Source organism: Flavobacterium sp. MR2016-29 (genome assembly GCF_015350695.1).
Taxonomy (GTDB): Bacteria; Bacteroidota; Bacteroidia; order Flavobacteriales; family Flavobacteriaceae; genus Flavobacterium.
The window spans coordinates 120116-134612 of the sequence record NZ_JADKPU010000008.1; the positions used below are offsets into that span (position 1 = coordinate 120116).

The following is a 14497-nucleotide window of genomic DNA, read 5'->3' on the forward strand; positions in this document are numbered from 1 at the left end:
TTTTATCGTCTGTTTCTTCTGATCAATATAAAAGCACCTCCTAATATAATCAAAATAGGAAATAACCCTATGAACAGTAGCTTACTAATGAAAACTTGATTAGCATTTACTGCAATATGATTGTCGGTATTTTCTGGACGTGTTGTGTCAATTGGAAATTGATAATTGCTGAACCAAGTAAAAATATCTGTAACAAACTGAAATGTTCCTGAGCCGCCTCGGCTTAACTCGGCATTACCCATAAAATCAGCATCACCTGAAACAATTATTTTTTGAGATTTTCCGTTGATGTTTCTCGTCAATGCGACTGCAAGAGGCATTTCTGAAAAAGAAGACTGCTTTTTCAAATCTGCTGAAATAGTGTTAATTCCGGTTGGAGATTCCCACGCTGGTTGTTTATTTGTTTTTAATAATGGTGTTACTGTAAAACCAGCATTTTTAGCTGTTTTAATACCGCTGCTTCCTAAAAATGGAATAGGATTTTTAGTTTTATTTAATTTTATAACAGCTGAATCGATACTTTGGGCAAATTCAGTTACCAAATAATCTGGTGAATTATCTCCGCTTTCCTGAACTAAAGATTGTCTTGTAAAGCTAAGTCCCAATTTATCTGTAACAGCTGTCAAAGTTGAATTTGTTTCAGGTTCAGCTAATAACATTAAGTTTTTTCCTTGGTCGATGTATTTGTTGATTCTGTCGATTGCACCTTGGCTTAGCTCTGTTTTTGGATCTGCAATAATTAAAATAGTTGTTTGGTCCGGAATATTTTGTGCATTAATATCTACAGACGAAACATCGAACCCTTGATTGATCATAGAATATCTGAAAGAAACTTCATTAAAACCTGTTTTGTAATTTTTGTCTCCATTTTTGTCAACGCTTCTTTCCATGTTTCCCGTCGCAAATACAATTTTGGGCGGTGATACAACCAAACGTTTTAAAGCAGCAGAAATTTCTTTTTCCATGGGAATTTTAAACATGTCGTCAAACATTCTTAAAAAAGTTTTTTTTCCGTTGTATTCAACCGTTCGGACTACTCTGTTTTGTTCTGGTTTCAGATCTATAATTTTGCTTATTTCGGCTGGGCTGTATAATTTTTTAAGCTTTAAATTTTGTGTTTCAACCATTTTTTGAGCAAGCTGTTTGTCATTTAATCCCGGATTTTGAGCATATAAAGCAGCATTGTTAGAAGTATCATAATAATACACATATTCCATTTCCATTTGAGGCAAAAAGCGAGAATATTTTTCAAAACTTGAAATGTCCTGATTCTGAGAGTAAGGCATTACCATGTAATAATTTATATCTAATAAATTAACATAGGTTGTTATTTTTATTGGACCATCTATCTTATCTACAACATCAAGACTGTTTTTTGTCAAAGTTCTGCTTTTAGTTTTCGTCATATCAAAGTATACTGATAATGGCGCTCTTGACGTAATGTAGCCCAATGATAAAACGACAATTACTAGTACAGTATATTTTAGAACTCTAGTAGAAGTTGTTTGTGCGTCTCTTCCGGTTTGTAATTTATAGATACTTAAAACAATAAAAAGACTGCTTACTAAAACAAAATAAAATACGTCTTTGCTTACAATAAGACCTTCTATCATTTCGTTGGCGCGACCGGAGATAGAAAGGAAATATGTAATATCTTTTACATATTCGACTCCTTGCCACAATTTACCAATGAAATTTAAACCAGCTAAAACTACTAAAGTACTTATGGCAGCTACGACCTGATAAGAAGTCAGACATGACATAAAAAGGCCAATAGCCGCATAAGTACATACCAGTAAATACAAGCCAATTAGACCCGATAGAACAAATTTGATATCTAAATTATCAATAGAAAAATAAGCTACACCTGCAAGTATGCCTAATATTGCTATAAATAATAGGCAGTAACTTGCAATAGCTAGAAATTTACCCAGAACTATATCTTTTATCTTTATTGGGGAAGAAAGCAAAAGCTTGATAGATCCGCTGTTAATTTCACGGCTTATAAGTCCCATTGTTAACAGCGGCACATATAAGTATAAATAATTTTGCATTTCTGTAAAAAGGCCGCTGAAACCAGAAAACAGAATTTGTGATAAATTGTCCATATGCTGGCCTATTTTTTGTCCTTTTTCAAATCGTTCGAGCGTGTCAAAGAATTTCCAGCTTGACTGGATTGAAAATATTACTAAAACAACCCACGCAACGGGCGAATAAAACATGGTATTGAGTTCTGTTTTAGCTATTCTGTATATTGTTTTCATTTTTATATTTTTAAGAAGTAGGAGAATTTTTAGAGGGAGCTTTTTTAGATAATTGTGCGAAAATTTCATCCAGAGATACTTTTTCGAATTGAATTTCGCGCAGTTTCCAATTGTTATGTACGCTTAGCGAAACAATTTTTTCGGCAATTTCTTGAGTTCCGGTAAAAGTAATCTGCACTTTTTTTGGAGTAAGAAAAACAGCAGCTGTAACTTCAGCAATATCAGTTAAAGCAGTAAGGACAGGCGGATTTTCAAAACTTGCTGTCAGTTTATCTGCTTCGATATAATTATTGAAAGCATCAAGTGTATCGGCAAAAACCATGTGTCCGTTTTCAATCATTCTGATATCTTGGCAAGTTGCCTGAACTTCAGATAAAATATGAGAAGAAAAAATAACGGCTTTATCTTTTGATATTTTTTTGATTAATTTTCTAACTTCTAAAATCTGGTTGGGGTCAAGTCCGTTGGTTGGTTCATCTAAAACTACTAATTTAGGTTCGTGAATAATAGCTTGAGCAATACCTACACGTTGTCTGTAACCTCCAGATAAGTTGCGAATTAATCGGTTGCTGAAATGTGAAATACCGCATTGTTCTTTGGCCTTCTCTAAAGCATTTTTTAAATCTTCTTTTTTTACATGTCTTAATTCTGCGCAATGAATCAAATATTCATCTACTGTTAAGTCTAAATGCAAAGGCGGTGTCTGCGGTAAAAATCCAATTAATTTTTTAGCTTCAACAGGGTTTTCTTTTAGATTAATTCCATCAATAAAAATATTGCCGCTGGTCTGGTTTAATACGCCGCAAAGGATATTCATTGTAGTTGATTTTCCCGCTCCGTTAGACCCTAAAAGACCTAGAATTTTGTTTTCTTTAATTTCAAAACTTATATTTTGTATTGCCCAATCCTTACTGTATTGATGTGACAAATCCTCAACTCTTACAATTGTTGTTTCCATAGTGAATTTTAAAACCTCAAGAATGCTTTTCAATGAAAAACATTCTTGGGTATTTATTTTAATATTATTTAATATCCTGAATTTTGAGTCAAAAAGGGATTAGAGCGAATAGCCGTTTCAGGTATCGGGAAAAGGCTGTCTGCAGAAGTCCATGTTTTTCCCGCAGTTGCACCCAATACTTGGTCTATTGTTCCGGTTCTTTTAAGATCGAACCATCTGTGGCCAAACTCTGCAAAAAGTTCGCGTTCTCTTTCTAAAGCAATTAAAGCTAATAATTGCGTAGGATCTGTCAGGGTAGTTGAAGGCAATAAAGCTCTATTGCGAATCACATTAATATCTTGCTGTGCTCCTGTAATATCATTTGATTTTACTCTGGCTTCTGCTCTTATCAAATAAAGTTCTGCCAATCGAATAACAGTTGAACGTTCTACAGGAGTTGTTACATAAGCATTTTTATATTTTCGAGGTGCTAAATATAGGACTCCGTCACTTGCCGCAACACTAATTGTCCAGTTTGTTTTTCTGGCATCTCCTGTTTCAAAAAGTGTATTTCCTTTTCGAAGCAAATAAGTTCCTGCTGTAGAAAATAATGCAGCACCTTCATACGAATACGCTGTTGTAAAATAAGGTATTTGCCAGATTGCTTCGTTATTATCAGCAATAAACGGACTGTTAACTGAAGTTAATCCAGTAATCATTTTATAAGTCGCAGTTTGACTGATTACTGCACTTGCGTGAGTAGAAGCTTCTGTCCATTTTCCTAAATAAAGATTTACTCTTGCCAATAAAGCTTCTGCTGCCCATTTTGTAGCTCTAATACGCTGTGAACTGTAATTGCTGTAATTAACAGGAAGGTCATTAGAAGCATCTGTTAAATCAATAACAATCTGGTTGTATATTTCAGCTTGAGTGTTTCTCGGCGCTAAAGAAGTTTGATCTACATTTGTGGTTAAAACCAAAGGTACATCTCCCCAAATATTAGTCATATAAAAATAGCAGTAGGCTCTTAAAAACTTTGCTTCAGCAATCCAACGCGGTGTTTTGCTTGCTGTTAGTGTTTTGCTTTCGCTTATTCCTTCTATAACGCTGTTTGCATTAAATATGGTTTTGTAAAAGCTTGTCCACATTGCGCCAGTATCTCCATCATTTACAGGGATTTCGTTTGAGGTATAAACATTTGCAAGCTGTGTTTTTAGAATAAGTTCGTCTGAAGTCTGTCCAAAATCAGCGTGCAGCGAACCGTAAAAAGCATAAGTTACCATACTGTTGTAAATTCCGTTTACAGCAGCTTCTGCAGTAGGATCAGACGCATAAATAGTTACAGAAGATAACTCGTTGCTTGGAAGATCAACTTCAAGCATATCATCACAGCCCGTTAATCCTATCAAAAGAAAAAACGAAAATATATAAGTGTATTTAGTATTGTTTTTCATGTCTTTTAGATTTAAAATGTAAACTGAGTTCCAAGTGTGATCGTACGCAACGGAGGCAAATTTAAACCTTGCGTTTCAGGATCAAATCCTTTGTATTTTGTAAAAGTTACTAAGTTTTGTCCTTGAAGTGAAAGACGTATATTCTGTATGAATTTTTGCGTGCTTTGGTCTAACGGAATGTTATAAGTAGCGCTTACATTTTTAAGTTTAATATAAGAAGCATCTACAATTGTTGCCGTAGAACCTGCATAGTTAGAGAAACTAGCTTGGTAAGCAGAACTCAATACATTTCCTTGAGCTATATAATCATTGTATTCATCTACTTGATAATTTGCTAAACCATAAGGATATCCTGGCTGTATGGCGATAGACGAAAGCAGGCTTCTTCCTTCTTGTTTAACAAATTGAAATAAAAAGTCAAGAGAAAATGCTTTGTATGAAATCGAGTTTGAGATTCCACCATAATATTTAGGATAAGACGGACCATAATATTTTCTGTCTCCATTTCCTGTCTGAGCAAATCCTGTTGAAATTTTTCCGTCTCCGTTCGCATCTTCAAACTGTGCTATTCCTGCTGCGTTTACGCCTGTGAAATTGTATAAATATCTGCTGCTTAACGGATTTCCAACTACATAAGTTGTGTAATAACTAGAAGTTTCTATACCTGGAAATGACAATAATTTATTCGAGTTTTTAGAAATGTTGAATGAAGTTGTCCAGCTTAGGTTTTTCGTACGAATATTAGTTGTTCCTAATGTAAATTCCACTCCTTTATTTTCAACTTCAGCATTTAAATTGGCTTGATAAGAAGTAAATCCAGCTTGGGGGCTCAAAGTTGCGCTTACCAATTGATTTCCAGAAACGTTTCTGTAATATGCCGCACTGAATGAAATACGATCGTTAAGGAAACTTAAGTCAATTGCAGCTTCAAATTTCTTAGTAACTTCCCATTGAAAATTTGGATTAGCAATTCTAGTTGCAGACATAGCAGAGTTTCCTATTCCATACGTTGAAGTACTGTAAGTGTTAGCATATCCGTAATCTCCAATAGCATCGCTTCCAACTTCTCCGTAGCTTGAACGAAGTTTACCAAAACTAAGCCAAGTCCAAGAATCTCCTTTCAAGAAATCTTCTTCGGTAAAAATCCATGCACCTCCCACAGAACCAAAATTTCCGTAGCGGTTGTTGGCGCCAAAACGTGATGATCCATCTCTTCGATAATTTACATTCAGAATATATTTGTTTAAAATATTATAATTTACTCTGCTAAAAAGAGAAGCATATTTATATTCAGATGAACCATTGTAAATCGTTGCTGTCGTTGCAGTTCCTGTAATACCTATAAGATTGTCAGAGCTATACCCTGACGTATTTACATACGAAGGCATTTCAGATTTTCTGTTCTGCCAAGATCCACCTACTAAAGCCGTAAGATTACCTTTCCATAACGGAGTAGAATAATTTAATTGAGGATCAATACTAAAATTATTAGTATTATTAATTGAAACGGTGTACGATCTTGAAGTATTTAGCGAAATGTTATTGGCCGTATAATAAACATTATTCATTCCAGATGCCGGCAAAATTTGTTTTGACGTCATTTGCGCTCTTCCGTATCCTAAGTCTGTTTTAAAAGATAAGCCTTTTGCAATTTCAAACTGAACGCTGAAGCTTGTAATTAAATTGTTTCCTTTATCTTCAACTCTCCTGTCTAAAGCAGCAATTGGGTTTACATCGCTAAAATATGTTGGCGACCAATAATAGCTTCCGTCGGAATTGTAAATCGGGTGATTTGGAGCAGTATTAATAGCATAATTGGTAATATCGTAATAAGGCAATTTATTTTCATCAGTCGCAAATAATACTGAAGCTCCTAATTTCAGCTTTTTATTTAAAGTATAATGGTTGATATTAAAATTAGTAGAAAATTTATTATAACCAAAATCTCCCGGCAAAACAGTAGTTTCTTTATGGTAAGCACTGCTTAAAAGAAAATTGGTATTATCGCTGCCGCCTTTTAAACTTGCTGAAAAATCATTAAAATCAGCCGAACCGCCTATTAATTTCTGTTGCCAGTTTGTGTAAGCATTTTGGTCAAAAGCGGTTAAGGCGATGCCGTTACTAAAAGCACTTGGTGTCGCTTTGCCATTGGTTAATGCTGTTTGAAGCATGTTTAGATAAGTAGGAGTATCTAAAGTTTTTACCATATGTGCTACTTCTGAAATTCCAGAATTTGTATTTACAGTAAATACAGTTTTTCCAGATTCTCCTTTTTTAGTCGTAATAAGTACAACACCATTTGCACCTCTCGATCCGTAAATTGCAGTTGCATCTGCATCTTTAAGAATTTCGATGCTTTCGATATCATTTGGATTAATAATATTTAAAGGGCTGGTTGATTTTTGAGCGCCTCTAATTACTCGGTCTGATTGAACCTGCTCTTTGATATCGTCGCCGATATAAGGAACGCCATCAATTACATATAATGGCAAGTTGTCTCCTGCAATAGAGTTTGTACCACGAATACTGATATTCATATTGCTTCCTGCATAGCCAGAAGTCTGCGTTACAAAAACTCCGGGAGTTCTTCCCTGCAAACTCTGAAGAATGTTTGTTATAGGCTGTTTTTCAATATCTTCAGCAGTAATTTTTACAACAGATCCTGTAGAAGTTCTTTTTGTAGTGGTTCCGTATCCAATAATGACAACCTCATCTAATTTTGCTAAATCGGGCTGCATTTTGATTGTTATTGAAGTTTGATTTTCAACCGTAACTTCTTGGGTTTTATATCCAATATAAGATACTTTTAAGACATGTTTTCCTTTCGGCAAATTAATATAAAACTGTCCGTCAAAATCAGATATTCCTTGTTTGTTGCCACCAACAAGCGCAACGCTTACGCCGGGCAAAGGCAATCCGTTTTCATCTAAAATTTTACCAACAAGCGAATAATCAACTTCATTTGAATTTTCTGTTTTTGAAACTGTTGGAGCAGTTTTAGCAACTTCTTTTTTGTAAATCACAACATTTTTATCTACTTGTTTGTAGACCAAATTAGTGCCTTGAAGTACAGCGTCTAAGATATCACTAACAGTTCTGCGTCCTCTTGGTGTAGTAATTTTAGGAAAATCTTTTATGATTTGTGGCTGATAAGCAAACAGCAATCCAGTTTTATTTTCGATCGTTTTAAAAAGAGTCTTGATATCCTGATTATGAAGTTCAATATCTACAGATATAGATTCTAAATTCTGTCCGCTCATTTCGGTGGCAAAGACCATATGAGTACCACAGGTCAGTAAAAAGATGTGGAATAAGCTGATTCGCATGATCATAATTGTTTTTTTTGATAGGCGAAACAAAGAAGTGTTCTTTTCCCTATCAAACGTGGTTGTTTTACAGCGTAATTTCATAAATTTGCATGTTTTTTAATGGTTACTGGAATTAATTATTAAGAATCGTGGCCATCTGGTGTAGGAGCTAGATGGCTTTTTTTTGTTTAGTTTATAGGCTAGTTTTTTTAGGTTAATATTTTTTATCTATTTTTATTATTCACAGCCGTTTCCTTTCAGAACAACTGCGCCATTTTCGGTATAACGATATTCAGTTTCGATAACGCTGCAGATTACTTTTAAGATGTGATCAAGATCTTCATCATTAAGAAAACTTGCCGTAATTCTGCAATTTTTAATTTTTTCGTTAGATAATGTAATTGGCACTTTATATTTTTGAGAAATAAGCGAAATTGCCTCTTCCATGTTGATGTTGTCGAGAATTAAGTATTTGCTTTTCCATTCCATCACAATGACAGCATTCACTTGGTTTTGTTCGTACACAAGCGTATTTGTATTTACCTTAATCTGCTGATTAGGAGTAATTACGCCATATACTTTTTTAAGATCGCCAACCTGAACTTTACCGCGTTCTACAGTAACCTCAACTTCATCGGTATTGCTTTTGGCTTTAATATTAAATGCAGTTCCTAAAACTTGCGTTCTTACTTTTCCAGTATGAACGATAAAAGGTTTTTTCTCATTTCTTTGAATATCAAAATAAGCTTCTCCTGATAATGTCACTTCTCGAGTTTTAGTATCAAATTCATTTTGGTTGTATTCGATGCTGCTGTTGTCGTTTAAAAGTATGGTACTTCCATCTGGCAAATGTATAAGCTGTTTTCCGTGATACGCCAAAACTGGATTTACTTCTTCAGTCTCATTTCCTTTTGTTATAACAGGAACTGTTTTTTGGTTATAAACTAAAGCGTTTTTAACAGCAAAAAATATAAGAACAGTTGCTGCGATTGCAATTAAGGCACGTCTAATTTTTCTCGAATTTTCTTTTCTTGAAATCGGAATAACTTTAGTTTTTATATCAGATTCAGATTGCGAAAGGATAAATTGAAGGATATCGTCTCCCTTTTGTTTATCTAATTCCACATTATCGTTTTCTTTCAATAACAGCTGAATTTTTTCTTTTATGAAATCATCGTAAATTCCCTCTTGAATAATCTCCATCAGTTTTTTTTCTTCTGCCTCAGAGAGATTATTTTGAAGGTAATTTTCAAATAATTCTTCAAATACTTTTTTTTCCATTTATTTATAAATGTGAGTTAATACTAATTTATGGTAAGCTTGGGGGCTTTATTTTTTGAAAGAGCCATATTAAATTTAGGGGTAGCCTAAATAAATAATGATCTTTATTATAATGACGATTGAAAAATAGGGAGGGAGTAATCGAAAGTGAAAAAAATGTAAAAAAAAATAAATTTAGGTATAGTTCCTTGCTTATGGAAGAAGAATATAAAGCATCAAAAACAAAAGAATCGACATAAACATATTCATGTAAGGCGAAATTTTATGACGCACAAATTTTAATGCCAACGCCATATGTTTTTTTACCGTTTCTGTAGAAATTCCTAAATCTTCTCCAATTTTTTGGTGACTTAGTCCATCCCACTTGGCCATTTTGTAAATTTTTTGCTGTTGGAAAGGAAGCTGTTCTACAATTTGATTTAAAATAACATTATACTGATCGTCTTTTATAATCGTATCAGTATCGTTTGAAGAAGTATTAATGTGTTCAATTTCAGAAATTAAGGAAGTTTCTCTAGCTATTTTTTTAATCATATCGAAAATATGATTTCGAGATACAATAAAAAGATAATTTTCGATGCTGGCTATTTCGGCAAGGTTTTCATGATTTTGCCAAATTTTTAAAAATACATCTTGTACAGCTTCTTCTGCCAAAATTTTAGATTTTGTAATTTTTAAAGCTGTTGAAAAAACAATGTTTTTATATTGATTGTACAATTGTGTAAACGCCAGCTCGCTCCCTTGAGATAATTCATAGAGAAGTTTATTTTGCTCTGAACTGGAATTAATTGACATACTATAAACGTTTTATTCAATTTAGCAATATTATTTATTTTTTTTGAGACTTCAACAATAACTATCTATCAACAACTTCAGAAATGCTATTTTGATAATTTATGACTCTGATTATTGGAGTATTTAAAAAATAACTATTGTAATATTAAATAAGATTTAAATTGTGATTAACTCTGTTTTAAGTTTACATTATTGAATTGTAAGTTAACTCTTGTTTTAGTTGAGAAAAACAACAAGTTAGAGTTTTAAATTAATCGTTTTTTGAAGGATATTTATAAAATGATTCAAGTTTTTTATCTCTGACATTGTAATTTAAAAATGATTTAGAATCTAATTTACATTTGAAAGTTAATAAGATGAACAGTTTATTTAATAATACTTAATTGTTCAGTGATTTAATTTATTGATATTAAGTCTATAAAGTTCTTTTAAGATTTTATTTTTAAAATTTTAAAAAAAAACTTTTTTAAACTATACTAATTCTGTAGAATTTGTATATATTTGCATCAGCAAAGAAAATTTTGCATGACTTATCCAGAAAGACTGAGGGAGTAGGCCCTATGAAGTCTTAGCAACCTGTTGCCAAATAAGGTGCTAAATCCTTCCGCTTTGGCGGACAGATAAGAACGATTTCCTAAGAAAATCTGAATAAGCTCATTAATTATTTAAAACTTTTACAATTAAGATGAAGAATGAGCCATTATTTTTACAAGCTAGTCCCGAACACACTAAACTATCATTCACAGAAAACAAACTCATAGTTTTCCGAATGTGAAGCTGATAATTTTTAATCCCCTTTTTTCTGTTTTTACAACATTTGATAAAAGCCATTCCAAAAGTGACAGAAGAATTTTTTTGTCCAATTTTAAACTAAACGACAACAAATTATACTTAAAATTCAATTTAAAATCCAAACCAAATGAAAAAGATACTAATCGGTTTTGCTTTATTTCTTGGCTTTACCCAAACTCAGGCGCAAGAAAATAATTTACAATTAAAAGGAACTGTTATAGATACAGTAGCAAATTATGTTTACCTGCAAAAATTCCACAACAAAATGTTTACTACGATAGATTCAGTAAAAGTTGTAGACGGGAAATTTGCTTTCAAAACAAAAGTAAAAACTCCAGAACTTTATGGTTTAAGTGTTAATACAGAAAATTCGCCATTTTATATTTTCTTAGAAAAAGGTCCAATTACCGTAAAATTAAGTCCAAAGAAATATTACAGCGCTTCTGTGGTTGAGGGATCAGTTTCTCAGGAATTATTCGATGCTTATAGAAAAGAGAATGACATCGAAATCAGCAAATTTATTACAGAGCATCCAAATTCTATTGTTTCTGCCTATGTTTTATATCGAAATTGGTCGTACAGATTAACACCAGATCAAATTTTGGCAAATATAGCTTTGCTTGATAAAAGCCAGCAAAATACCACTTACGTGAAAGAACTAAAAGAACTTGTAACGGTTTTAAACGGATTACAGATTGGCAAAAAAGCACCAGATTTTACAGGTAAGAATCCTGAAGGAAAATCAGTTCAGCTTTCTGAAAATTTAAAAGGCTATACTTTAATCGATTTTTGGGCTTCATGGTGTGGACCATGCCGAAAAGAAAATCCAAATATTGTAGCTGCTTACAAAGAATTTCACGACAAAGGATTCAATATTGTGGGCGTTTCTTTGGATAAAAAGAAAGAAAACTGGGTAAAAGGAATTCAGGATGATGGTTTAAACTGGATTCAGGTTTCTGAATTAACCTTTTGGAACAGCACAATCGCTAAATTATATGGTGTAAGAGCAATTCCGGCTAATTATTTAATCGATTCAAAAGGAATTATTGTAGCAAGAAATCTTCGCGGAGAGGAACTTCAAACTACACTTAAAGCACTTTTAAATAAAAAGGTTTAATCATAAAAAGGAAATTTTCTAAGAGAAAAATAGATTAAAATTTAAATGATAAGGAAATGAATGCGATTGAGACAGAAACACAACAAATAGAATTAGAATGTTATTTTTCTAAATTTAGAGCAAATACAATTGGAGTTAATCATACTTTTAAATCGGTTTACGGCAAGCAAAAATTACTGTATGCAGATTGGGTTGCGAGCGGCAGATTATATGGTCCGATTGAAGATATCATGCTGACTAAAATAGGTCCGATGATTGCCAATACGCATTCATTTTCGAGTCAAACCGGAAAAACTTCAACGTATGCTTATCAGCATGCGAGAGAACTAATCAAAAAACATGTAAATGCCAATGCAACTGATGTTTTGGTAACTACAGGAACAGGAATGACGGCGGCTTTGTCTAAACTGCAGCGCTACATTTGTTTAAGAAAAACTGATACTACTGAAAACGAGAAAACAAAAAATGAAAATGAGCGTCCAGTTGTTTTTATTACGCATATGGAGCATCATTCGAATCAGGTTTCTTGGTACGAAACAATTGCCGATGTTGTGATTTTACCTCCAAATGAAGACAATTTGGCCGACCCTAAAATACTATCAGAAATCATAAAAAAATACGCAGACAGACCTTTAAAAATTGGTTCTTTTACTGCTTGCTCGAATGTTACAGGAATCATTACACCTTATCATGAACTGGCAAAAGTAATGCACGAAAATGGAGGTTTTTGCTTTGTAGATTTTGCTGCTTCTGCTCCGTATGTAGCAATAAATATGCATCCTGACGATCCAGAAGAACAATTAGATGCTGTTTTCTTTTCTCCGCATAAATTTTTAGGAGGTCCCGGAACTTGCGGTATTTTGGTTTTTAATGAACAATTATATAAATCTACTTATCCTGATAATCCTGGCGGAGGAAATGTAAAATGCACAAATCCGTGGGGAGGTTATTATTACAGTGATGTTATAGAAGTTAAAGAAGATGGCGGTACGCCTGGTTTTTTGCAAGTAATAAGAACAGCCTTGTCTTTAGAACTTAAAGATAAAATGGGAGTTCATAATATAAAAAAAAGAGACAAAGAATTACTTGATCTTTGTTATGAAGAATTGCAGAAAGTAGAGGGTTTGTCTCTTTTAGGTGATTTGGAAACAGAGCGAATTGGCTGTATTTCTTTTATAGTCGAAAATATTCACTATAACTTAATTGTCAGACTTTTAAATGATAGATTCGGAATTCAGGTACGTGGAGGGTGGTCGTGTGCAAGTACGTATGCACATTATTTATTTGATATTGATCAGAAAAAATCTGAAATAATAACAAATGAACTTCTTCAGAGAAATCAAACCAATAAGCCAGGATGGGTGCGTTTGTCATTGCATCCGATTATGACAAATGAAGAAGTTTTGTTTATTTGCGAAGCGATTAAAAAAGTAGTTTCAAATCATAAAGAATGGCAAAAAGATTATCGTTATAATCCTTCTACAAATGAATATGAAAGCAGTATTGAACAAGAAAATATTGCAGAAGATGTTAAAGAATGGTTTAAGCTGTAATGCTTAAACCAATTAACAAATAGATCATCAAGAACAAATTTTTTACAACATATAACGATTGGTCTTTTTTGAAAGATAAGAAAGTGCCCCTGTTGACCACAATGCTAAAAATATTAAAACAGGCTGAAAACACAATCTAATAAATCGAGATTGGTCTGTATCTAGTCCAAAGGCATCAGTTCCATTTAGATATTGAGCAATATTGCCTGGAAAAACCAAAACATAAAAAACAGCCAGTGCTATTCCAAATTCTATTTTGTATTTGGTTAAAAAAATCATTCCAATTCCGAGAATAATTTCTACAATTCCAGAGAGGATTACAACAAGATCTTTATCCAAAGGAATCCAATTTGGAACCTGAGCTTGAAAATCATCTCTTTGAAAAGTAAAATGTCCAATTGCGGCAGTTATCATAAAAATTCCCAGCAATATCCTGAAGAAATTTTGAGTTTTAGAAGTTTCAATAGTGCTCATAATAATGTTTTTTTAATAAATAAGTTTGTCAACCTATTGTTGAGTTTAATTTTTTAGTTCGATTTATTTAACAAGTTTTAAGCTCTCCAGCTGGTATACTTCTTTTCGAAGACCGCTACTAGAAAATCGATGATTTCTTTGATTAAAAATCAATTTAATATTCATCTTTTCGCAATAGCTTCTTCCTGTAAAGCTTACATCTTTATATTCATCGCCTAAAATACGAACATCAATAGGCAAAGCCTGAAGAATATCTTCGAGATCTTGTTCTGTCGTATATGGAATAATTTCATCTACAAATTTACAAGCTTTAAGCTGAATGTATCTTTCTACAACAGATTGTGTTGGTTTGTTTTTTTCAGGACGGTCTATCGTAGGGTCGGTTTGCAAACCTACGATTAGATAATCACAATGCATTTTTGCTTCCTCAAGCATACGCACATGGCCTGCATGAAGCAAGTCGAAAGCACTGAATGTAATTCCGGTTTTAGTTTTCTTTAGTTTCATTTTACATCTCATTAA

10 protein-coding genes and 1 riboswitch are annotated in these 14497 nt (G+C 33.1%); of the genes, 2 read left to right on the forward strand and 8 right to left on the reverse strand.

The window, feature by feature from the left end; all coding sequences use genetic code 11:
* Positions 1-2: 2 nt before the first annotated feature.
* The 6 genes from IR010_RS16585 to IR010_RS16610 form a co-directional block, all read right to left on the reverse strand.
* The gene (locus IR010_RS16585; RefSeq protein ID WP_194605473.1) at positions 3-2264 is read right to left on the reverse strand and encodes a Gldg family protein; all 2262 of its coding nucleotides are present in this window, start codon (positions 2262-2264) and stop codon (positions 3-5) included.
* A gap of 10 nt (positions 2265-2274) precedes the next feature.
* Positions 2275-3222: an ABC transporter ATP-binding protein gene (locus IR010_RS16590; RefSeq protein WP_194605476.1), complete on the reverse strand. Its 948-nt coding sequence runs from the start codon at positions 3220-3222 to the stop codon at positions 2275-2277.
* Positions 3223-3290: 68 nt separating this feature from the next.
* Complete coding sequence (locus tag IR010_RS16595; protein ID WP_194569564.1) at positions 3291-4655, reverse strand: RagB/SusD family nutrient uptake outer membrane protein; 1365 nt, start codon at positions 4653-4655, stop codon at positions 3291-3293.
* An 11-nt stretch (positions 4656-4666) separates the two neighbouring features.
* On the reverse strand, positions 4667-7987 hold the full coding sequence (locus IR010_RS16600) for a TonB-dependent receptor (RefSeq protein WP_194605479.1): 3321 nt from the start codon (positions 7985-7987) through the stop codon (positions 4667-4669).
* A gap of 213 nt (positions 7988-8200) precedes the next feature.
* On the reverse strand, positions 8201-9244 hold the full coding sequence (locus tag IR010_RS16605; RefSeq protein ID WP_194605482.1) for a FecR family protein: 1044 nt from the start codon (positions 9242-9244) through the stop codon (positions 8201-8203).
* Positions 9245-9436: 192 nt separating this feature from the next.
* Positions 9437-10039 carry an RNA polymerase sigma factor gene (locus tag IR010_RS16610; protein WP_194605486.1) on the reverse strand — a complete coding sequence of 201 codons (603 nt, stop codon included), beginning with the start codon at positions 10037-10039 and terminating at the stop codon, positions 9437-9439.
* 527 nt (positions 10040-10566) lie between these two features.
* Positions 10567-10666, forward strand: a riboswitch (SAM riboswitch).
* Positions 10667-10958: 292 nt separating this feature from the next.
* Here IR010_RS16610 and IR010_RS16615 point away from each other — a divergent pair.
* Positions 10959-11948, forward strand: a complete 990-nt coding sequence (locus tag IR010_RS16615; RefSeq protein ID WP_194569555.1) for a TlpA disulfide reductase family protein — start codon at positions 10959-10961, stop codon at positions 11946-11948.
* Positions 11949-12004: 56 nt separating this feature from the next.
* Positions 12005-13501 carry an aminotransferase class V-fold PLP-dependent enzyme gene (locus tag IR010_RS16620; RefSeq protein ID WP_194569553.1) on the forward strand — a complete coding sequence of 499 codons (1497 nt, stop codon included), beginning with the start codon at positions 12005-12007 and terminating at the stop codon, positions 13499-13501.
* A gap of 42 nt (positions 13502-13543) precedes the next feature.
* Here the strand turns inward: IR010_RS16620 and IR010_RS16625 are convergent, their stop codons facing one another.
* Both IR010_RS16625 and IR010_RS16630 read right to left on the reverse strand, forming a co-directional pair.
* Positions 13544-13975 (reverse strand): hypothetical protein, encoded by a 432-nt coding sequence (locus tag IR010_RS16625; RefSeq protein WP_194605489.1) that lies wholly within the window; start codon positions 13973-13975, stop codon positions 13544-13546.
* 63 nt (positions 13976-14038) lie between these two features.
* Positions 14039-14482 (reverse strand): adenylyltransferase/cytidyltransferase family protein, encoded by a 444-nt coding sequence (locus tag IR010_RS16630; RefSeq protein WP_029272513.1) that lies wholly within the window; start codon positions 14480-14482, stop codon positions 14039-14041.
* Between the last annotated feature and the right edge of the window lie 15 nt (positions 14483-14497).

Coding starts and splice junctions, on each gene's coding strand:
- IR010_RS16630 (WP_029272513.1), bottom strand. CDS start 14,482: ATGAAACTAAAGAAAACTAAAACCGGAATTACATTCAGTGCTTTCGAC.
- IR010_RS16610 (WP_194605486.1), bottom strand. CDS start 10,039: ATGTCAATTAATTCCAGTTCAGAGCAAAATAAACTTCTCTATGAATTA.
- IR010_RS16625 (WP_194605489.1), bottom strand. CDS start 13,975: ATGAGCACTATTGAAACTTCTAAAACTCAAAATTTCTTCAGGATATTG.
- IR010_RS16600 (WP_194605479.1), bottom strand. CDS start 7,987: ATGATCATGCGAATCAGCTTATTCCACATCTTTTTACTGACCTGTGGT.
- IR010_RS16585 (WP_194605473.1), bottom strand. CDS start 2,264: ATGAAAACAATATACAGAATAGCTAAAACAGAACTCAATACCATGTTT.
- IR010_RS16590 (WP_194605476.1), bottom strand. CDS start 3,222: ATGGAAACAACAATTGTAAGAGTTGAGGATTTGTCACATCAATACAGT.
- IR010_RS16595 (WP_194569564.1), bottom strand. CDS start 4,655: ATGAAAAACAATACTAAATACACTTATATATTTTCGTTTTTTCTTTTG.
- IR010_RS16615 (WP_194569555.1), top strand. CDS start 10,959: ATGAAAAAGATACTAATCGGTTTTGCTTTATTTCTTGGCTTTACCCAA.
- IR010_RS16620 (WP_194569553.1), top strand. CDS start 12,005: ATGAATGCGATTGAGACAGAAACACAACAAATAGAATTAGAATGTTAT.
- IR010_RS16605 (WP_194605482.1), bottom strand. CDS start 9,244: ATGGAAAAAAAAGTATTTGAAGAATTATTTGAAAATTACCTTCAAAAT.